Annotated in this window: 25 protein-coding genes; 10 read left to right on the top strand and 15 right to left on the bottom strand. The window is 35.1% G+C overall.

Annotation, left to right across the window (positions count from 1 at the left end; genetic code table 11):
- Positions 1 to 336: 336 nt before the first annotated feature.
- The 3 genes from CF599_RS03450 to CF599_RS03440 all read left to right on the top strand — a co-directional run bounded on the left by CF599_RS03450 (position 337) and on the right by CF599_RS03440 (position 3,739).
- Entirely contained in the window at positions 337 to 2,484 is a 2,148-nt protein-coding gene (locus tag CF599_RS03450; RefSeq protein ID WP_121964652.1) for a TonB-dependent receptor, read from the top strand.
- A 144-nt stretch (positions 2,485 to 2,628) separates the two neighbouring features.
- Positions 2,629 to 3,159 (top strand): hypothetical protein, encoded by a 531-nt coding sequence (locus CF599_RS03445; protein WP_121964651.1) that lies wholly within the window; start codon positions 2,629 to 2,631, stop codon positions 3,157 to 3,159.
- Entirely contained in the window at positions 3,149 to 3,739 is a 591-nt protein-coding gene (locus tag CF599_RS03440; RefSeq protein WP_121964650.1) for a hypothetical protein, read from the top strand. Before CF599_RS03445 ends, CF599_RS03440 begins: the two co-directional genes overlap by 11 nt.
- 46 nt (positions 3,740 to 3,785) lie before the next feature.
- On the opposite strand, the gene CF599_RS03435 is transcribed toward CF599_RS03440, so the two are convergent.
- Positions 3,786 to 4,748 (bottom strand): nitronate monooxygenase family protein, encoded by a 963-nt coding sequence (locus tag CF599_RS03435; RefSeq protein ID WP_121964649.1) that lies wholly within the window; start codon positions 4,746 to 4,748, stop codon positions 3,786 to 3,788.
- 506 nt (positions 4,749 to 5,254) lie between these two features.
- Between CF599_RS03435 and CF599_RS03430 the strand changes: the two genes are divergently transcribed.
- On the top strand, positions 5,255 to 5,755 hold the full coding sequence (locus CF599_RS03430; protein WP_121964648.1) for a hypothetical protein: 501 nt from the start codon (positions 5,255 to 5,257) through the stop codon (positions 5,753 to 5,755).
- Positions 5,756 to 5,819: 64 nt separating this feature from the next.
- Here CF599_RS03430 and CF599_RS03425 read toward each other — a convergent pair whose 3' ends face one another.
- Positions 5,820 to 6,428 (bottom strand): hypothetical protein, encoded by a 609-nt coding sequence (locus CF599_RS03425; RefSeq protein WP_121964647.1) that lies wholly within the window; start codon positions 6,426 to 6,428, stop codon positions 5,820 to 5,822.
- 2 nt (positions 6,429 to 6,430) lie between these two features.
- On the bottom strand, positions 6,431 to 6,910 hold the full coding sequence (locus CF599_RS03420; RefSeq protein ID WP_121964646.1) for an RNA polymerase sigma factor: 480 nt from the start codon (positions 6,908 to 6,910) through the stop codon (positions 6,431 to 6,433).
- Between the two features lie 358 nt (positions 6,911 to 7,268).
- On the opposite strand from CF599_RS03420, the gene CF599_RS03415 reads away from it, so the two are divergent.
- From CF599_RS03415 to CF599_RS03405, 3 genes are all read left to right on the top strand, one after another.
- A complete protein-coding gene (locus CF599_RS03415; protein WP_121964645.1) occupies positions 7,269 to 8,303 on the top strand; it encodes a hypothetical protein in 1,035 nt (344 codons plus the stop codon).
- Positions 8,304 to 8,450: 147 nt separating this feature from the next.
- On the top strand, positions 8,451 to 8,687 hold the full coding sequence (locus tag CF599_RS03410) for a hypothetical protein (protein WP_121964644.1): 237 nt from the start codon (positions 8,451 to 8,453) through the stop codon (positions 8,685 to 8,687).
- A gap of 4 nt (positions 8,688 to 8,691) precedes the next feature.
- Complete coding sequence (locus tag CF599_RS03405) at positions 8,692 to 8,982, top strand: hypothetical protein (RefSeq protein WP_121964643.1); 291 nt, start codon at positions 8,692 to 8,694, stop codon at positions 8,980 to 8,982.
- 7 nt (positions 8,983 to 8,989) lie between these two features.
- On the opposite strand, the gene CF599_RS03400 is transcribed toward CF599_RS03405, so the two are convergent.
- From CF599_RS03400 to CF599_RS03385, 4 genes are all read right to left on the bottom strand, one after another.
- On the bottom strand, positions 8,990 to 9,589 hold the full coding sequence (locus tag CF599_RS03400; RefSeq protein ID WP_121964642.1) for a hypothetical protein: 600 nt from the start codon (positions 9,587 to 9,589) through the stop codon (positions 8,990 to 8,992).
- A 75-nt stretch (positions 9,590 to 9,664) separates the two neighbouring features.
- Complete coding sequence (locus CF599_RS03395) at positions 9,665 to 9,844, bottom strand: XRE family transcriptional regulator (protein ID WP_121964641.1); 180 nt, start codon at positions 9,842 to 9,844, stop codon at positions 9,665 to 9,667.
- 94 nt (positions 9,845 to 9,938) lie between these two features.
- Positions 9,939 to 10,502 (bottom strand): immunity 53 family protein, encoded by a 564-nt coding sequence (locus tag CF599_RS03390; RefSeq protein ID WP_121964640.1) that lies wholly within the window; start codon positions 10,500 to 10,502, stop codon positions 9,939 to 9,941.
- A gap of 17 nt (positions 10,503 to 10,519) precedes the next feature.
- On the bottom strand, positions 10,520 to 11,149 hold the full coding sequence (locus CF599_RS03385) for a DUF4240 domain-containing protein (protein WP_121964639.1): 630 nt from the start codon (positions 11,147 to 11,149) through the stop codon (positions 10,520 to 10,522).
- 716 nt (positions 11,150 to 11,865) lie between these two features.
- On the opposite strand from CF599_RS03385, the gene CF599_RS03380 reads away from it, so the two are divergent.
- The 3 genes from CF599_RS03380 (at position 11,866) to CF599_RS03370 (ending at position 14,054) form a co-directional block, all read left to right on the top strand.
- Positions 11,866 to 12,657: a helix-turn-helix transcriptional regulator gene (locus CF599_RS03380; protein WP_121964638.1), complete on the top strand. Its 792-nt coding sequence runs from the start codon at positions 11,866 to 11,868 to the stop codon at positions 12,655 to 12,657.
- 66 nt (positions 12,658 to 12,723) lie between these two features.
- Positions 12,724 to 13,107: a RidA family protein gene (locus CF599_RS03375; RefSeq protein WP_121964637.1), complete on the top strand. Its 384-nt coding sequence runs from the start codon at positions 12,724 to 12,726 to the stop codon at positions 13,105 to 13,107.
- 14 nt (positions 13,108 to 13,121) lie between these two features.
- A complete protein-coding gene (locus tag CF599_RS03370) occupies positions 13,122 to 14,054 on the top strand; it encodes a threonine/serine dehydratase (protein ID WP_121964636.1) in 933 nt (310 codons plus the stop codon).
- A 165-nt stretch (positions 14,055 to 14,219) separates the two neighbouring features.
- On the opposite strand, the gene CF599_RS03365 is transcribed toward CF599_RS03370, so the two are convergent.
- From CF599_RS03365 to CF599_RS03330, 8 genes are all read right to left on the bottom strand, one after another.
- On the bottom strand, positions 14,220 to 14,654 hold the full coding sequence (locus tag CF599_RS03365; RefSeq protein ID WP_121964635.1) for a hypothetical protein: 435 nt from the start codon (positions 14,652 to 14,654) through the stop codon (positions 14,220 to 14,222).
- A 380-nt stretch (positions 14,655 to 15,034) separates the two neighbouring features.
- A complete protein-coding gene (locus CF599_RS03360; protein ID WP_121964634.1) occupies positions 15,035 to 15,598 on the bottom strand; it encodes a Crp/Fnr family transcriptional regulator in 564 nt (187 codons plus the stop codon).
- Positions 15,599 to 15,608: 10 nt separating this feature from the next.
- Entirely contained in the window at positions 15,609 to 16,265 is a 657-nt protein-coding gene (gene ribB / locus CF599_RS03355) for a 3,4-dihydroxy-2-butanone-4-phosphate synthase (RefSeq protein WP_121964633.1), read from the bottom strand.
- Between the two features lie 13 nt (positions 16,266 to 16,278).
- Positions 16,279 to 16,497, bottom strand: coding sequence for a DUF2798 domain-containing protein (locus CF599_RS03350; protein ID WP_121964632.1), 219 nt, complete (start codon positions 16,495 to 16,497; stop codon positions 16,279 to 16,281).
- 133 nt (positions 16,498 to 16,630) lie between these two features.
- Entirely contained in the window at positions 16,631 to 17,029 is a 399-nt protein-coding gene (locus CF599_RS03345; protein WP_121964631.1) for a RidA family protein, read from the bottom strand.
- Between the two features lie 183 nt (positions 17,030 to 17,212).
- Complete coding sequence (locus tag CF599_RS03340) at positions 17,213 to 18,007, bottom strand: helix-turn-helix domain-containing protein (RefSeq protein WP_121964630.1); 795 nt, start codon at positions 18,005 to 18,007, stop codon at positions 17,213 to 17,215.
- Positions 18,008 to 18,206: 199 nt separating this feature from the next.
- Positions 18,207 to 19,712 (bottom strand): RagB/SusD family nutrient uptake outer membrane protein, encoded by a 1,506-nt coding sequence (locus CF599_RS03335; protein WP_121964629.1) that lies wholly within the window; start codon positions 19,710 to 19,712, stop codon positions 18,207 to 18,209.
- A gap of 7 nt (positions 19,713 to 19,719) precedes the next feature.
- The gene (locus tag CF599_RS03330; RefSeq protein WP_256383554.1) at positions 19,720 to 21,357 is read right to left on the bottom strand and encodes a SusC/RagA family TonB-linked outer membrane protein; all 1,638 of its coding nucleotides are present in this window, start codon (positions 21,355 to 21,357) and stop codon (positions 19,720 to 19,722) included.
- Between the last annotated feature and the right edge of the window lie 122 nt (positions 21,358 to 21,479).

The raw sequence follows: 21,479 nt of genomic DNA, 5'->3' as shown, positions 1-21,479 counted from the left end.
AATAAATACAAGTTATTTATTAATATAATTCATAATCAATTAACGAGTTAGGCCTTTATTACAGCAATGAATTACTTGCACTCGCTTCTTTTAGACAACACAACATATAACTTACTAGATAAATATTTGATTTCCTACATTCCAACTATGCTACTATATCATAGAAATTAGAATGTTTTAGTATAGAATTAATAATACAATCAAAAAAAACACCTCTAATCTATATCTCTAAAAAAAGAAATGTTGCAGATATTATAAAAGTTATTTGTACTGATTCTAAACAATGATAAAACATTTAACTTTACAGTATAAATAACTCAATTAATAAATAGATGTATGAATATAACTAAATACACACTATTAGCACTAATTTCTCTTCCTTACTGTGCATTCTCTCAAGAAAACACGAAACAAGAAGACACACAACTATCAGAAATAGTACTATCAACTACCCGACTACCGGAGGTCAAAAGAAACACCTCAAGTTCAGTAATCGTAATTTCTCAAAAAGAAATAGAGACCTATGCTCAGCTTAATCCTGATATGTCTGTCATCTTAGGATTAGCAGTACCAAGTATCGGATTAAGTTCTAATACTACAAGTAATAGAAGTCAAACCCTACGAGGAAGACAGATACTTGTATTAATAGATGGTGTACCACAGAGTACTCCTCTGCGTAGTACAGATAGAGACCTACGTACGATCAGCCCTTATGCCATCGAGCGTATAGAAGTAATAGAAGGTGCTTCTTCTCTATATGGAAGTGGTGGTGCCGGAGGTATTGTTAACTTTATCACGAAAAAAAGTACACAAGACAGAGTATTTAGCGGTAGTACCTCTATAGGCTATACAGATGCTAATATCTCGAAAGGTCAGGGTACACAAGGATATAAAGTAAACCAACAGTTTAGCGGTAAGTATAAAAGCTTTGACTACCTACTAAACGGCGGAATAGTTAAGGCAGGACGTGCTGTAGATGGTGAAGGTGAGTTTATCTCTCCACGCTATGGATTAGGAGAAGTAACTACTCAGAACTTATTAGCTAAGGTAGGATACGACTTTAACACCAATAACCGCATAGAAGCAATGTATAACTTCTACAGTGCACTTCAAGATACTGATCTTGTAGGATCTGGTGGTAAATACTTAGAATCTCCACAGATAGGTGTCATCGGTAAGAAAGACCCTGCTGCCGAGAATGAAGGTACAAAGTATAATCACAATGCTTATCTTAAATTTACAAGTAAAGAGATATTCACGAATACTGACTTAGAAGCGTCTGTATTCGGTCAGAAGATCTATACCTTATTTGACTATAGAGCACATAATCCTAAATCACCTCGCTGGGAAGAAACAGGAGGGCAAGCTACGATCAAAGCAGAAAAACTAGGAGCTCGATTGAGCTTACTCTCTAAGCTAAACTTCTCAGAGGATATCCGTATGAACTATATCGTAGGTGGTGATTTCTTATATGATAAGACGAGTCAACCTCTAGTAGATGGGAGATTATGGGTACCTGAATTAAAGGCGTATAACAGCGCTGTATATCTACAAACACGTACCGTGTTCTATAACAACCTTACCTTAAAAGCAGGTCTTCGCTATGACAATATCAGCGTAAAAGTACCTGACTATAAAACCATCCCTTTAAAGAAAGACCAAGAATGGCTAGCGATCAAAGGGGGTAACTTAGATTATAACAAGATATCGTTTAATGCTGCCTTATCGTATGCTGTCGTAGATGAGTTTAACCCTTATGTGTCATTCTCTCAAGGGATATCTATCTATGACTTAGGTCGTATCTTAAGAGATGCCAAGAGTGATGTAGTCTCTAAGATAGAAACTGATCCGGTGGTAACCAATAACTACGAAGTTGGGTTTACAAGTAAATTAGGGAACAACTGGAACTTCAGAGCGGCGTATTTCTGGTCAGTAGCTAAGCTGGGAAGCGACCTACAGGCAGGCGAAGGAGGATTCTGGAAAGTAGTAAGAAGTCCGCAACGCATAAATGGTATCGAACTAGCCTTTGATGGTGAACCTGTGGATTGGGCTACTGTAGGAGGTAGTTTCTCTAGCTATGAAGGAAAGATGAAGTCAGATGATAGCTCTAGTTATGATACCTATATGAGTGGATTAAATATTGCTGCTCCTAAGTTAAGCTTGTTTACTACTATCACACCGATAGAACACTTATGGGTAAATCTATATTATACACATACTTCTAAAAGAGATCGTTTTGACCCACAGCCTAATAAAGCAGGTGTATTAGTCTATAACGAAGGAGAAGGAAAGGTATCCCCTATCGACCTATTTAACTTACAAACATCCTATCAGTATAACAAGAACATTCAACTATCCTTAGGAATAGAGAACTTGTTTAACAAGACGTATTATACTAGTGCTTCTATGTTAGTGGCTCGTGATGCTGAGTATGCTAGAGGTAATGGTAGATATTATACATTATCACTGACATTTAAGTATTAATTCGTATACATTGATATAAACAATAAAGGCTCCTACTATAGGAGCTTTTATTATTTATATTTGAAAAACACCGTAAATAAAGAATTATCAATATAACACATTTAATTATTTAACAGTATTTTAGTTAGACAAATAGAGAATGTTATGTCAACATTAGAATACAAAGAATATAACAAATCACGTAATATTTTATTACTAACCCCATACTTAATTATATGGTTAATAATTGGGTCTATCTACTTCGGAGGGTTTCATAAATTACTACGACAATTAGAGTATTACCATAGTAACAAATATTATTGGATTCCTATAGGAGTAATAATAGTTACATTGTTTGTAGTATTGACACGTATATTCCGTCGCCCCTGTTCCATTACTATCAATACAGGCAATATTTGTATCAGACAAAAATCAAAAGCAGATATAAATATATCACCTTCATCTATCTATTCAATAAAAGTTAACACACCTGAGATAAACGTTTTAACATTATCTAACAAGGAAGATGAAATAGTTTGTTTCATTTGTGTTAATGCTATAAAACGTCCTCAACTATTTATTCTTGCAGAAGAAATTGCTCAGCAAGCTGACTTTCAAAAAGAAATAGCTGAAAAAACAATTCAGGGGTTTCACTTTCAAACGATAATTTACACAAAAACAACTTATGAAAGATAGAACAACATTAGGTCTTGTATTATTATTTTCTTTTTTCGGTCTTCTTGGGGTGTATATTTTTCACTATATGGGGGTTGTCATTACAGAGGAAAAAGAAAAAACAGATCATTTATCTCAAAACGTTACAAAGCTATTTTCAAATCGCGATGTACCAATTCCATATAGCCCTTCAACTATAAAATGGAATGGCAAGTACATCATACTAGATACTGACAGGCAACTAAATAAGGCAACTTATAAATTACTATGGAATGAAGACTTTGAATTATCAGAGAACTACCCTGGTGAGAACCTTAATGGACTAGTCTTAGTGGAATCAACAAACGAAATCGTAGGTGAGTATGTAAATGACCTATTTAGTAATTCTACAGATAATAAGCCTAAGAAGAGTTTTGGTAATGCTTATCAATGTAATTATGTTATTCATTATTATGATTATAATAAACAAGCAATCATAGCACGTGATACATTAATCGGTGAAGAACCACCACAACACAAAAAAAGAAGTGAAAGTGGATATGGAAGACTCCCCCTAACCTTAGATGCACACAAATCAATTAGAGATCGTATAAACAAATAGCAAAACAGCTCCTACTATGGGAGCTGTTTTTATTTACAATAATATCTTAGAACTTCAGATTATTCTTAATCTCTTCATTCTTATTCAGTGCAGCCTTGTACTCTGCTTTAAGTTGATTAACCAAGTCTTTTACACTTAATACCTTATCAATACCTGCGGTACCGTGCCCTGCAGACCAAATGTCTTTCCAAGCTTTATGATTATCAGCGCTCATCTGAGAGAAGTCTTCCTCTTTCTTATGAGAAAGATCTACCCCTGCCTGCTCTATACTTGGCTTAAGGAAGTTAGCATTTACCCCTGATACCCCATCTGTATAGATGATATCATCTATACCTGAGTTAACCACCATCTGCTTATACTCTTCTACAGCAAGACATTCATCTGTTGCGATAAAACGAGTTCCCATATAAGCGAAGTCTGCCCCTATCGTATTGGCAGCTAACACATCACTACCTGTGTCTAAGCTTCCTGCTAATAATACTGCTCCTTTAAAGAAACTCTTAATCTCTGATACTAGTGCAAAAGGATTTGCTGTTCCTGCGTGTCCTCCTGCTCCTGCTGCTACACAGATCAGCCCATCTACTCCTGCCTCAGCAGCTTTCTCAGCGTGTCTTTTCTTCACTATATCGTGGAACACTAATCCTCCGTAACTGTGTACTGCATCTACTAGATCCTTCACTGCTCCTAGAGAGGTAATTACTAAAGGTACTTTATACTTCACACATAACTGCAAGTCAGGCATCACACGTGGATTGGTTTTGTTTACAATCAAGTTCACTCCAAAGGGAGCTGGTTTAATCCCTGTCTCTTTCTCAAAAGCAGCTAACTCAGTCGTTACTTCAATTAACATTTGTTCAAATACCTCTGAACTTCTTCCATTTAATGCAGGGAATGTACCTACTATACCGTTCTTACAACACTCTATGACTAGCTTCGTTCCTGAGATAATAAACATCGGAGAAACTACGATAGGCAAAGTAAGACTATTCTTTAATTCTTGTATTGTCATAATCAATTGATTTTTAGCTATTAAATCTTACAACCTCAACACTTAGGATCAAGCTATAAGAATGAATGTAATATAGTTCAAAATATTGATTTATAGAAGAATAATTCACTGATTTAGTTGCATATATCTAAACAAGAGATATTTTAACATTCTTCATCCAATAATCCTATTTGCTAAACGTTGTCATTATAACATAACAGAATTTAATACCTTAAATCTGCAGATAACGTTTAAACGAGAATGAATTGTATAAAACAGAGCAAGATTAGTGATTAAAGCACACTGTAGTGTGGTTTTTGAGCTAATTGAAGCTATGTAAAGTAGAATTCATTCGTAGTAGATGGTAGTTGCAGATTTAAGGTAATACACTAAACCTCATAATATAACTTAATACTTCTATAATACTAGAAGTACACATTAGGTGCAAGTGGTTACTCTCTGTTATATTTTTTTGAATATCCTTACTATTTGCACTACTTTTGAACCGCAAAAAAATAAATATTACGATGAAAAGATTATTGCTTTCAGTTGCACTAGTAGTAGCGGTAGCGTTTACTGCTCAGGCACAAAAAGGGCCTAAGAACGCATTAGGATTGCGTTTCGGAGGAAACAATGGATTGGGGACTGAGATCTCTTACCAAAGAGATTTATCTAAGAACAACCGTCTAGAACTAGACTTAGGTTGGAGAAACAATGACCACTATGACGCTGTGAAAGTTACAGGTCTTTATGAGTGGGTATGGAACATCGAAGGAGGATTTGATTGGTACGCAGGAGTTGGTGCTGCAGTGGGAACTTGGAACTCAAGTTACTATGATCACAAACACAGCAAACATTCTGACAGTGGAGCTTTTGGGCTTGTTACAGGAACTGTAGGTATAGAGTACAACTTTAAAGAAGTGCCTATCCAAGTAGCAGTTGATTTACGTCCGGAAGTTTACTTAAACGATAGCTACCGCAACGGTATCTATGCTGACTTAGGTATAGCTGTACGTTATAGATTCTAATTTTTTTTGCACCTGAAAACGATTTACAATACAAGGAGGCTGTCTATATGGACAGCCTCTTTTACTATTGTATCGTTTCTAACTTGTTTATCATCTGTTCTAATTCTGCTATCTTCTTAGTGTTCTTTTTCTTGTTCCAATACAGGTTAATACCTCCCCATACCATTAAGACACCGTAATATATGAACACCACAGCATCTCCTAGAAGTGCTATAGTATCTCCTATAAGCGCTATAAAAGGATAACTATATACCCCTATCCCCACTAGAAACAATAAGATATATACATTCATCCATACTTTAGATAATTGTAACTGTTGTCTCTTCTCTTTAGTTAACAACACAATATAATCACTTGTTGTCTGTGTTAATATAGATCCTGGTATTAAGCCATTTAAGCGATAATAACTAATCATAAACATTGTGATTGCTAAACCACAAATTATACTCCCTAGTATTACCCAAATAGAGTCATAGAACACAGTTCCTCTTAATGATACATTAACTCCGATAATCCATCCTAGAGAAGATACTCCTATTATAGCTAGAGCCCAATTCATCTTTACTTTCTTTAAACGATAGGCATCTATAGATTTAAACACCTCAACGATATTACCTTGTTCTACTCTTGGAGTAGCCCAAAGCTGTTCTAAATTCACTTGTTTGCTTTCCATAATTATTTGAGTTTTTGATACAGTTCTTCTTTGATACGATGTACACGAGTCCGTACATTAGCGTGTGATAAACCTATTATCTCCGCTATCTCTTTCTGCTCCACTCCCTCTAAAGTTAGTGAGATGATGATTCTATTCAGTTCTGCTAGTTCACTTATAGCCTGATAGAGTCGCTGTGTATCCACCTCTTGATATACCTCATCAACGGTACACGTGCTTAGCAATACCTTTGCCTCATTAGGCACTACTTTCTTACTCCGTTGTAGTTGCCGCAGACAGATATTAACCGTGATACGGTATATCCACGTACCATAGCCTGCCTCCTGTCTAAACTTAGGGAGTTGGTTCCACACATTGACAAAGGTTTCTTGTGCGATATCCTTTGCCCAATCCGCATCATTGACATACCCTAAAGCCAACCGATAAATACTCTTCCAATACTGACTATACAGTGACTCGAAAATTGCTTTATGCTTACTCATTACTTCTATTATTGGGTGGTTATATGGTTTAGAGACATATGGTGAATATATGTTACAAAAGAATTAAGTTTACTCAGCATGATTATCGTGTCGTTCATCTTATGATTATGTTCATTGGTGTTTATTCTTATAACTATCCATTGTTATATTTCTATCTTTGAGCTTTGTAATTAAAACAATATGTGTCTTCCACTTAGCCAAGTTTTATTAGTGATTTTCTACTTTTATTTTGACCCTAAAGGGTCATTATAATTTATTATGTCTGTTGCGTACAGACAGTCAAACAAGCATCAGAAAATATAGAATCACAATAACTATTTAGTACAAATACTAGGTAGTCCAAACAAGGTTATCAATTATGAATAATATACCACAATCTATTTTAGATAAACGCAATCTAAAATTACACAATAACAAACTACATCCTATCTGTCAGTTAAAAGAAAAGATACAACTTTACTTCGAGGGCTTCACTTTAGTAGATAATATCAGTGAAGTAGTCACGCTAAAAGAGAATTTTGATGATTTATTAGTTCCCTTAGATCATCCCGCTCGTTCTATGAATGACACCTACTATATGGATGCTGAACACGTACTTCGTACTCAAACTTCTGCACATCAAAATAGCTTATTAAAACAGGGATATGACAAGTTTATCGTCACAGGGGATGTATATCGAAAAGATACTATAGATAGAACACACTATCCTGTATTTCACCAAATAGAAGGAGTTAAGTTACTCCCTAAAGGTAGTGATGCACTCCAAGATCTTAAGAATACATTAGAAGGATTAATACAACACTTATATCCTGGTAAAGAATACCGATTCTTAGATGATCACTTTCCTTTCACAAGCCCATCTATACAGTTAGAAGTATGGCAAAATGGGGATTGGATGGAAGTATTAGGAGCTGGCGTGATACATACACAGATACTAGACAATTGTGATATAGACGCTACCGGATGGGCATTCGGGTTAGGCTTAGACAGGTTGTTATTGTCTTACTGTAACATTCCTGATATAAGATATATCTGGTCAGAAGATGAGCGTTTCTTATCACAGTTCAGAAGTGGGCTAACACAGTTTAAAGAATACTCTAAGTACCCTCCTGTTCACAAAGACATCTCGTTTTGGGTGGCTGACTATAAAGAGAACAGAGAAGGCAACTGGGATCAATATAATAACCTGTGTGAAATCATAAGAGAAGAAGCAGAAGATATCATAGAGAATATAAGTCTACTAGACAAGTTCTCTAAGGACGGCAAAACTTCTCTTGCTTATAGAGTTTCTTATCGATCTAATGATAGAACCCTACACAACGAGGAGATTAATGAAAAACAAAACCGTATTAGAACTGTACTAGCCACACAGTTTGACATCGAACTTAGATAATACATCATACCCTTTGTTAGTAAATACTAGCAAGGGGTGTTTTTATTTTGTGTAATTTGAATTCAGATATACAACAATAACAAAAAAAGTGTAATTTTGCAATACACTATTAAGTAACAATAAGTTAACTAATAAAAAACTGACAAAATGAACAATAATAACAAATCAGAAAGGCTAAAGAAAGTTAACTATAAACTTGAGAATTTACCTGAGAACTTACTTAGAGAAGTTGACTTGTTTATTGACTACCTAACACTAGAAGAAAAAGAAGAAGAATCTTCTAACATTCCTCAATGGCAACAAAGCATTGTACTAGACCGCATAGAGAACTCTACTGAGTTTATGGATGCCTTCGAAATGGTGGCTCTGTTAAAGAACAAGTAAATCTATGTATGAAATTAAAGTAGATACTAAGGTACTATTCGATTTGCAGGATGCGATGTATTATCTAAATACTAAACAGACTGATCTAGGAGATGAATTCCTTAACGAATATAGTGCTGCATTATCATATTTAGAAAACTCACCTTACACACAGTTAAGATATAAAGATGTACATTGTTTTCCGCTAAAGAGATTTAAATATATGATTCATTTTAGAATTGAAGAACAAGAGAAAACTATTACTATTTACGCTGTTCTCTCTACACATTATAATCCTAATAAGCATTGGCTATAACACAACTCTAAATCTTGTGTTTAAAACACTTAAAGTCAGACTTCTTTACCTCTAGTTGGTAGACTTTATCGCGAAGTACTTGTAGTTGGGCTAAGTACTCCACCTCATCAGTGCTTTCTATATATCGGATCAAGTGATCGATAAGCGTAAGCGCCTTCCCTCTATACTTCACCACTTCTCCTACGGGATGATAAGACTCACTCTGTAAGTATAAGTCAAGATTAAACTTGACCATCTCCTCTTTCGTAATATTCGGAAACTCCTGTACTGCTCTTTCTAGCGTATTCAGTGTATCCTCTATCTTAAAGCGGATACCGCGCTCACATAGTACTTGAAGAGCTAAGATCTCACCTTGCTCTACGAAGTATACAGCTAGCGGTTCATTAAATACATCATAGCTATACCACCCACCGTGTGCGCACGAAATAAGCTCCTTATAGCGCTTATCTCCCTTCCATTGTGCGATGATAATATCACGTACCTTGTTGTGCCTTAAAAGGCTTTCTGCTTGTTCTTCTGCAGAAGTCTCTAAGGCATTATAGTAATACTGCATACCGTGCAGTTTATAGTATTTCTCTATGTCTTTAGTAAGCTTGGTGTAACTCATATTCTATATACTAAACCCCTAAAACAATGGCAGGGTCAATATCTAATTTCTTAATTTAAAGATTCAATAACTCCACTAATATAGTGGTTCTATAGGATGATTCATTTGCTCATAATCCACTACCAAGTCTGAGATGATATCTAACTCTATAAAGTCTCTATCAGTAGTAGGAGTGTCATTACCCACTACTTCTAATAGTACTTCTATACGCTCACATAAAGCATTGTATTCTATTTGATTTTTTATAGCTCTCATAACACTTCCTTATTTATTGCAAAAATATACTTAAGAATGGAAACTTAAAGTTTATACTCTATTTAAATTTGACATATTGTTTTAAAAAAAATTACTAAACAATTACCAATCCTATACAATCAAACATCGTTACCAATTCACATTGGACAATATCCCCTACTTGATACCTTGATATTTGCCTTATCTTATCTGCTTGAATCTTCTCAAAATCATTAATATCCAAAACTACTAATTCTGTTAATTCAAAAACAGGAATTGATACTATCTCAAAACTATCAAGATTATGCATCCTAGCTAATACCTTTTTATAGACTTTAATATCAGTATCTATCTCTTCATACAAAGTATATAAACTAGTTGATTCAGTTATATATGGAATCGCAAAAGAAGATATAAATTCTTCTAAAATCAAGTCTAGTTTACTAGTATCCCAATACCCTTTAAATATCTCCCCATCAGCATTAATAATCATCCAATTATTATCATCCACAATAATCTCCTTTGAGTAACTTTTGTTTTCTAGACAAGTATCTTTTAGACTAATCTCAACACGCCATCCTGGGTTATCAAGTGTTTCAATCTTGACACCATAGATATGTTCCCATTCACCATCACATTGGTTTTTATACCATTGCTGTATTAACTCTATCTTATTCATATTTTAAAAAATAACCGCTACTCCTCTTCCTCCTCATTTCTTAGCTCCCCTATCTCCATAACTAACTTAGGATAGTGTAACTGTAGTTCTGTACCTGTATAAGGTTCTCTCGTCCAATCAGTCTCTATCAAGTCATAATGAACAACTTCAACATATAGATCATCCACTGCATCAGTCACGAAACTAGAGTCTTCCTGCCCATACTTCGCATCAAAAGCTAAATCTGTCACATATAACAATCCCTCTGCCCACGTATCCGATATATCAAACTCATACTTCCCATTAATAAAGGCATTAATATCCTCTATAATCTCATAGAAGAACTCCTTTCCTCTCAAAATCAGCCAACATCTAAAATAGATAAATCCATCAGTAGACATATAATCATCAAAGTCAAAGACTCCTTCATTCTCTTCAAAGCTGTTCTCTAAGATCATACTTAGTTCTGCTATCTCTACCGTATTAAGCTGATTAATCTTCTTTCTGAGTGTCATCTCAAACAAAATCATCTCACCTGAATCTAACTCTGACAGCAAGGCTGTCAACTCATCAATATGTTCGTCTAACTCATAAGACTCAGGCGTATCACTAGTATTCGCTTGCGCTATTAATTCCCAAAAGAATTGTTCGTTTAAGTCTACTTTCATAATGTATATCTTAAATAGTATTGCATTAGCACTAAGATACTGCTTCTTATTTAACTTAAATAATTTTACTAAACTATTTAGCCATAGTTATCTTGACTTTTAAAAAATCAAAATCAATTCAATCCCCTTTCATATACGCTCAATTTAATTTCGTAAATTAGCACTTCTATTCCTCATTTAGAAAACAACGATTTTAGTCCATCTAAGGATTATAGTTTTCATCATCTATCTCAAGACAAAACTACCGTATTATCACTTCCTATCTATGAAGTACCTATGTGTCTTTATATGAAAGTATCTTGACAGCATCGTGTGTGCATGGTGGCTCCATTAAAAAGACCATTTTAATGGAGTCACTATGGACTCATTATGGACTCACTATGGACTCACTCAAAACAAGTCAGCATAAAAACCCCTATTTTATCTTAATACCTTATATCTACTTGATTATTTGAAAAAGCGACCTAGAAGATTGGCCTAATGAATATTGATATTCAATACTTTGCAAATATATACATTTAAAATTAATCTTTTTGATACACCCTTATATTTTGTATCCCTTAAATAGTCTGATGCTTAATTTACTTGCATCCTTACATTACATAGTAGAATTACGTTGTAGTATTTAGCTAATGCTAATTCTAGGTTTAACATACTATCACAGACAATAATCACTAAATTTGTTCTTTAAGGTATAATTACTAATTCCCACTGTATTGAAAGAACTAGCTAAAGGACAATATTCAGGTAATAAGATAGCGGAGGTAGAGAATACACTATTCACTACTTCTGTAACCTATTATACCCCTGAGTCATTTGATAATACTAGACACAGCCATCCTAATGCACATCTGAGCTTTGTCCTTAAAGGGGGATGTGAAGAGCAGAAATCTGATAAGTACGAGCGTGGTTTATTAAGCTCTACATTCTATCACAGAGATGAACCTCATCAGATCAATATGATGTCTAAAAACTCTATACACCTCAACATTGACTTTGACCCGCTGTTTATCCAAGAGATCAATACAGAGAACACAGTAGAACTAATTACCAAAAAGGACTTCTCTCTTCCCTTAGAGATGATGCAACTCTATAAAGAGTTATACGCTAAAGATGATGTAAAGCCATTGGCAATAGAAGAAGCTGTACTAGGGATGTTTGGTACAGATAAATCAACTTCACTGTATAAAACCCCACCGCTATGGGTAGAGCAAATCAAACAATATCTACAGGAATATTGGGATAAGTCTATTACCTTAGAAGAGCTATCACAGATAACAGGATTACACAAGATTAGTATCTCTAAACACTTTAGTAAGTTTACTGGCTGTACTATCTCTACTTATCAGCGAAAGCTCCGTGTTTATCACGCTTTAGAACTCATTAACAATGGAGAGCAAAGTCTCTCTCAGATCGCCTTGCAATGTGGCTTCGCAGACCAAAGTCATTTTATCCGTTTCTTTAAACAATACACAGGCTTCTTGCCTAAGAAGTTTGAACAATTATAAGTAAGGCAAATTGCGTTCTATTTTTAGGCTATTTGTTCTATTAGATTTGTCTATCTAAAATTACAAATGATGCAAATAATAAACAATAACTTCCTGCCTAAAGCTAACGGTCATTACAGTACCGCAATAGTCAGCAATAACAATCTATATATTTCAGGTCAATTACCCATTGACACAAATGGAAATCATCATCACCTAGCGGCCTTTGAACAGCAGTTTAAAATAGTCTTTGATAACCTCTCGCTTATCTTAGAACAGTCTCATAGTTCGTTAAATCAAGTAGTCAAAATAACAGCCTATATCACTGATGTACAGTTATGGCCTTTGTTTAACTCCTTATATGCGCAATATATGGGTGAACACAAACCTGTGAGAACGGTAGTCCCTGTCCCTGAGCTACATTATGGGTATCAACTAGAAGTAGATTTAATAGCTGAAGTAACCATCTAACACATATCCTAATTATGACAAAAAGTATTCTAAACACACATAGCCAAATCAGCTCGTTTATACACCGTACACCTGTCTTAACCTCATCTGCTCTTAACGAAATAGCGGGATGTGAGTTATACTTTAAATGTGAAAACTTGCAGCGTATGGGAGCTTTTAAATTTAGAGGTGCTATCCACGCCCTCCTTAACCTAACTGATGCAGAAAAAGCAAAAGGTGTCATCACCCACTCATCGGGCAACTTCGCTCAAGCCTTATCTTTAGCTGCTAAGTCGCTAAACATCCCTGCTTATATCGTAATGCCTGAGAATGCTCCTCGTATTAAAGTAGAAGCAGTCAAGGGATATGGTGGGATTATCACGCTATGCCCTCCTACTAATGAAGATAGAGAGGCGTACACACAGCAGTTAATAGAGAGTAAGCAATTGACGTTTATACACCCGTCTAATGACCTCAATGTGATCTTAGGTCAAGGAACATCGGCATTCGAACTTATACAAGATATTACTGATTTGGATTATATCTTCACTCCCATAGGTGGCGGTGGTCTAGTAGCAGGGACGATACTTGCTGTAAATGAGAATAGCCCTCATACGAAGGTTATCGGTGGAGAGCCTAAAGCAGTAGATGATGCTTATCGCTCACTTATTTCGGGAAAGATAGAATTACATACTAACGACTATACTATCGCTGATGGACTGCGAACACATCTAGGTGATATCAACTTCCCTATCATCAAAGCGGGGATAGAGAAGATCACTCGTGTAGAAGAAAGTGAGATTACAGCTGCGATGCGTTTGATATGGGAAAGAATGAACATCATCATCGAGCCGTCGAGTGCCGTGGCATTTGCTGCAGTATTAAAAGATAAAGAACTTCTTAAAGACAAAAAAGTAGGTATCATCCTATCAGGAGGAAATGTAGACTTAACTAAGCTCCCTTTTTAAAATAAGTAACAGTGGTGAGACTAGACGCTTAGTAGCTGATGGTCTTACTGCTGTTGTTTATAGAGGTATTATCTTCCAAGCTTCTAATCAAACAGTACTATCTTGAATTTGTAGATAGTATCTAATCTCTTCGATTTAGAATCCCCCCCCTTCATTCTATCACACCTAAAGTTTCTTCAAGTAAATCACGCCATCTTGTTTAGTAGCTTTAAACTTTGCATCTGTTTTACTCACTTTGAACGTTTTTACATCTGTCACAAAAACAACGCCCTTTATAGCTTGGTCTATAGTAGGAAACCAATACTTCTGATAGACTATTTTTCCATTGTTTAAAAAAACAACTCGATCTCCAATATCTTCCCATTCAGTATAACTACCTCCAATTATCTGTTCTATTTCATCTAAAGATACTCCAACTGAAAAATAATACATTGTATCCCATTCAGGACATATCAATTCCGAAAAGTCAAGTATACAATCATTTGTTTTATTGACACATAACTCTACTTTCTGTTCTATAATTGAATCAAAATCACTGTTCCTTGAACAATTACTAAAAAACAAAACAACCAATAATATCAAACAAATAAAATACCTCATAATCTTTAATACTCTAGATACATTTCTTCCAATTTAAAAAGAAGTTACTTATACAATAAATAGGTTATCACATACTTCTCTCCCCTAAGGTATAAAAAATTAAAACATCATGCCCTATACAAAATAACACACTCTGTTAAAGGCTCTTCATAAAATCACATCATAATTTTTATCACACATTCTCAAATGTGCACGCACCGCGTGCACAATTAAGTTGGACACAGTAAAAGCTACTTTTAAGCGTCGATAGTAAAGAAAGATAATAAATTAACTATTTAAAATAAAAAACCCTCTCAACAGCACACACTGTCAAGAGGGTTAGCCCTATAATAGACCTTTGTCAAATACTACAAAGCTATTCTAGGTATAAATAATCCGACTTATTTAGACTTTATTCTACTCAGGGTTTCCTGAGAGATATTAAGATATGAAGCAACTATCTTGTTAGGTAATCGCTGTACTATTTGGGGATTAAGCTTGAGTAGTTCGTTATATCGTTCTGCTGCATCCATGGTCACCATTGCTTGTAATCTATTTGTATTATTGATGTAAGCGAATTCTAAATACTGTCTGTAGAACTTCTCCCACCTAGGAACGAGTTCTAATAGATTATAAAAATCAGCGTGTGTAATAGAATAAACCTCACTTACTTCTAAGGCTTGTAGATACTCAGACGAAGCCGAACTATTGATAAAACTAACCAAGGCAGTTGCAAATTGATTTTCAAAAGCAAAGAATCTCGTAGCATCCTGCCCTGCCTCATTAATATAAAATATACGCAAACACCCTTTACATACGAAATAAAGCTTCTGTGAGTTAACCCCAGAAGAAGTAAGTTGCTCACCCTTTTGCAATTTCTCATAGCGAAAAAAGGAAAGGATCGTATCTAGCTCCTCGTCACTCACTTTCACTCTATCTTGTATATATTCAATCAGTTGCTTCATTTATATTTCTTTATTTCTCTGTTACAAAAGTACGGTAATATACTAAATCTGCTATACTTAATACCGTCATTTTATGTTCTTTAGCGAATGCTACTACTTCAGGTAATCTCGCCATAGTCCCATCGTCATTCATTAGTTCACATAATACTGCCTGAGGCGGAAGACCGGCTAACTTCATTAAGTCTATCGCTCCTTCTGTATGTCCATTGCGTTCTAACACTCCACCATTCTTTGCTCTAAGTGGAAATATATGTCCAGGACGAGCTAGATCAGCAGGCTTTGCATTCTTATCGCTTGCTGCACGCACAGTAGTTAATCTATCTGCCGCAGATAATCCTGTAGTCACTCCCTCAGCTGCCTCAATAGTTACAGTAAATGGCGTTTGAAAACGTGAACTATTCTCTGTCACCATATAAGGTAATTCTAATTCGTCTGCCTTGTCATTAGTTAAACACAGGCAAATCACCCCACTACAGTAGCGGATCATCATCGCCATATCTTGTTCTGACATTAAGTGTGCTGAGAAGATAATATCCCCTTCATTCTCTCTGTCTTGGTCATCTAATAATAAAACTCCTTTACCGCTTTTAATAAAACTAAGTGCTTGGTTTACTCTTTCTTGACTATCCCAACCAAATTGGTTTAAGACATTTTCTAGTGTGCTCATTATATATTTTTTCTTATTTAATTAATCGCTCTGCATATTTGCGCGCTCTTGGGATAATTAGAAATGCTGAGGCATATGCTACAGGCAACATCACACTCCAAGCTTTTAGAAACAAAAAGAACCATCCTTCACCGAAACCGTAGTTTCTAACTAATCCTACTATTGCCATAATCAGAGTCATCGGAATGACTACAAACAAAGTATTTACATACTTATAATACTTACTATTCATCTTTTTTACATTTTTTGATAGGGCAAATTTCTACTTCCTAGTCCCCAAAAACATTGACATAAGTCAAAAAAGTAATTTGCACTAAAAAAAGTAGGTTGTCTTAGTAAGACAACCTACTTTTTTTAAGCAGCCGTTATTTAGCAGCCCATACTTCGATCTCTATATCTATCTCAGGAAGGCCTAGTGCTGTGATATATCCAATAGTCATTGAAGGATCACTCTGATTAAAGATGGTATCCCACACCTTGTAAAAATAGTCCCAATCAATTTCTTTGGTCGCCCATACATTCACTTTTATAATATCTTGACCACATAAGTCTTGACTTTCTAACAATGCTGTGATATTGGCAAACGTATTGGTTACTTGCTCGTTAAAATCTTTTGGAATATTTCCGTTTAAGTCAGTGCCTATTTGTCCTGAGAAAGTATAAATAGTAGCCTCTTTAGGTACTATGGTTATATGTGAGTATTTCCCTACAGGACCTGATAATGTAGTTGGGTTTAGCCTTGTTACTCGCTGTACATTTTTCATACTAATTGTATCTTATTAATTACTATGGCAAAACTACTTATCGTATGAAGTGTAAAATTGTATAAAACCGACAGTTCTACATTACTTCTTTAACCCAAAATAAGTGATAGACATATAAACAAAAAGAAATTATAAAAAACAGGTCTGAAGTAGAATGACTTTGTAGTATTTGGCTAACGCTGATTATCGGTTTATCTTAGGAAAGTTAGGCAACTGCTCCTCTGTATTAAACAAAAAGCTTCTAGGACTTGTTCCAGTAAATTCTTTAAACTCTCTTATAAAATGAGATTGATCAAAGTACTCACTTTGATAGGTAAGTTCAGTTAGGCTTTTAAAATCAGCTTGACGAAGTAGGTCTAGACTTGACTGAAAGCGAACAATCCGAGAGTACACCTTAGGAGTCATCCCTACATACTCTTTGATTAGGCGCTCTAGTGTACGCTCTGATAGATTCATCTCTAACTGTACCTCTTTAAGTGTTTGACCACGCTGTAACAGCGAAGTGGCGAAGTTGGCTTTCTCAGCCTTGTATTTTACCTCTTGCACTAAGTTTAATAAGAACCTTGCTATTATTTCTATCTTCTCTTCTACAGATATAGCATTGACTAATCGTTCAAGGATAGGTTCTGTCACGATATCCTCTAAAGGAATATTCAGATTATTAAACAAAACGGCATCTATTCCAAATAGGGTCTTTAAAGCCGTTGGTTCTAAGTACGCACCTATAATGCGAAAATTGCTATTGATTGTTTGGTTCGTATAGGTATTAAACTGCCCATAGACATACAGCTGTGGCATAGCTTGATTATTCCCATCGAAGAATTGGTTCGGTCTATCTTGAAAGATCAAGGCAGGTATCCCATCAGGTATAATCTTAAAGTCTTTAGCCTCTACATTATCAGACATATCTTCCAGTACCCAAAAATATCGGACATACCCTTGTAATGGTTTTATTGGAATTATTTCTTGATAGTGCATCGTTGTTCTCTTTGTAGTTCAAAGATAAAACCTTTACCTAAATACATCTCATCTAACTGCAGATTTAAGGGTTAAAAAAAGCCCCGCTTGTATTAAGCGGGGCTAATTATATCTCAAAAAAGAAACTAACTAATTACTTGAGATAATGTAGATTAGTATCTATAGCCTTCTAAGAAACCTATATACTAACTAATCAATGTTACTTATATCCTTGGTTTTGATCTATTTTACTAACGTTAATTTCAGAGATAGGTATTGGGAATGCAGTTAATACGTCACCATATCTCACTTCTCCTTTAGTACTTAAATTAGTATTTACATCTGTCTTAGGGTTTTTAATCACACCTTCCCATCTCATAACATCTTCGTACCCCAATCCTTCAAACATTAGCTCTTTAGTACGTTCTTTCTTTACAGTTTCGAAATCTAAAGCAATATATGTTTTGGGTTTCCCTGCATCATTAGCGATTTTAGGGTCTACTAATAACACACGATTACTAACGATTGTGTTAAGATAATTAAGAGCAACACCCTTATCTGCATTTGATGCACCTTTTACAGCAGCTTCCATATAGTTAAACATTACTTCTTCTATACGCAACATCTTAATATTAGATGACATCGCTGTGAACTTACCTGTATTACGCAATACACCTTGATAATCTTTTGTAACTACATCTTGGCGAATATCTAGGGAGTTTAACCCATCCATTACCTCAGGAAATACAGACGTCACATCTCCATTCCAAATTACGTCTCCATATCCTCCACCATTAGCAAAAACATTGTAGATGTAAAATAAGCTATTCACTCCTGAATGATCTGTACCTGACTGTGCAAACTCAAAAATAGAGTTTTGCGCAACAGCTTCTGATTTATATCCATCTAAAAAACCTGCTCTAGGAGCTACGCTAACATTCATACGATTAGCTTCCTTGATAGATAATGAAGCTGACTCTGCAACTACATTATAAAGAGTAGAATCATAATGTGCAAAAAACAAAGCTATTCTTGATTTTAAGGCATAGGCAGCAGATAGGTTAATCTTCACTCTTGATTCTTTGCTCTTTGCATTATCAAGTGAGTTTTTCATCAATTCAATTCCCAAGTCTAAATCCTGAAAAATAGCTTGTTTGTTTGATGCTACAGTTTGCCTTTGTACCTCAGCCTTCGTTTGTCCAAACTTTGTTATATAAGGAATCCCAAGAGCTGTTAGACCCGTATTATTTACATACTGCTCTCCATACAGACGCATTAAATCATAGTGTGCTAAGGCTCTAATGATATATCCTTGTCCTTTAAAATAATCTACTAACCCTTTATCACTTCCTAATTCTGCTTCTAATACTCTATTTGTATTTGCTATAACTCTATAGATTTGATTCCAAGTATCTCTTGGATAAGCGTGAGTAGTCTGTAAGGTAAAACCTGATATATTATCAAATCTTCCACTTACACCTGTAGAATATGCATATGGTGCTCTACTTTCAGAGAAGATAATCATATCACGTCCATAGTACATAGAACTCGTCATTCTTGCATAAGACCCAATTATTCCCGCTTCTAACTCCTCTACAGTTCGTATTGGACTTTTCTCATTATCAACCTTACTACTTTGTTCAGGATCAAGTGAACAAGACGAAACGCTTAGCATTCCACCTGATAACAATCCTGATAACATTACTATTCTTATATATCTTTTCATCTTCTACTTAAAATTTAACGTTTAACGAAAATACTATAGACTTAATCGCTGGAGTAGTCATCTCGATATACCCTTCTGCATCTACCTCTGGATCTGCTTTTAATCTACCATCTTTCACCCAAGTAAATGGATTTAGTGCTGATACTGATAAGTTAACTCCATCAAGCTTTAGAGCTTTTACAGCATTCTTATTAAAATCGTATCCTACTGTTAATTGTCTTAAACGGACATGATCACCATCATATAAAAATCTAGTACTAGGAGAAGTATACGTACCTCCACCACCTGTAGTTAATTTTGGCACATCTGTTATATCTCCAGGTTTTTGCCATCTGTCCATTAACTCTACTGATCCATTATATGTATTTAACGATCTACTATTCACAGCATTAGTATAACTTGCCCAGCTATCATATACTTTATAACCAGTAGCAAATGAGAATAAAGCATCTAAATAGAAACCTTTATAATCTAAGTGAGTATTCACACCTCCTGTTACCTTAGGTAATGGGCTTGAATTTTGATATCTTTTTTCTGCGGCATTATAGTTCGTTGTTTTACTACCATCTGCCATATACCATTGTGCTAATCCATTATCAGGATTCACACCTGCATATTCTGCTAGATACCAAGTTCTAATCGCTTTTCCTTCTACAATTGCATTATAGCTTCCTATTACTTCTAAAGGTTTACCATCTACAACAGGCATTCTTGTCACTTTATTTTTAACAGTACCTAAATTTCCTCCAATAGACCAATTAAACTCCTTACTTTTAATAATATCAAAGTTTAATTCTGCCTCAAAACCAGAGTTCTCTAAGTCACCTAGGTTCACCCATTGACTAGCAAAACCTGTTGTCATAGATAACGGCATTGAATACAATAAGTCTTTTGACTTACTTTTAAAATAAGCAAAACTACCACTGATTCTATTATTAAGTAATCCAAATTCAACGCCTAAGTCAAACTTAGTTTGCTTTTCCCACCCAAGTGGCCCACCAATTTGACTAATGTATAAACCAGCCTCATTATTATAGCTACCTGCACTTAGCATTTGTTGGTACGTATTAATGGATACACCTGAGTTACCAGTAGTTCCATAAGACCCTCTTAGTCTAAGTAAATCTAGAAAATCAACACCATTCATGAATTTTTCAGAAGTAATATTCCAAGCAGCACCTACAGCATAAAATGTACCCCATCTATCATCTTTAGAGAACCTAGAAGAACCCTCTCTTCTTAAAGTAAGATCTAGTAAATAACGATCGTCATAAGCATAATTCAACATTCCTAAATAACTCAACTGAGTCCAATCGTCATAATTAGCATTAGCACTAAAGTTAGCTGCTGCTGTCCCTACACTTGTTAAACCTGGAGGTAAAACCTCTCCACCTGCTGATAAAAGGTTAATCTTATTCTTTTGAAATTCCATTAATGCCTTAGCATTAAATTTATGTAGTTCACCTAAATAGAACTTATAATCTAAAGAGTTTTGCCATACATAGTTGAATATCTTTCTATCTGATTCTGAAGCTGAACCTTTACGACTTACCCCATCTCCATAGTTTGGATTATAATATTGAGAGTAATTAGCTAAAGTATAGTCTAAACTTATAGCAGATTCAAACTTTAAATTATCTAATATTTTATGAAGTCGTCTTGACTTTTGTAAAATAAAGAAGGGTTATAGAAATTTGTGTCGCTAAACAAACAAAACCTACAACCCCGTGTACCAAGTACTCCACAAAGATAGTATAGAATTAGATA

Source organism: Myroides sp. N17-2 (assembly GCF_002286775.1).
Taxonomy (GTDB): domain Bacteria; phylum Bacteroidota; class Bacteroidia; order Flavobacteriales; family Flavobacteriaceae; genus Flavobacterium.
This window is presented reverse-complemented; position numbering and strand designations above follow the sequence as displayed.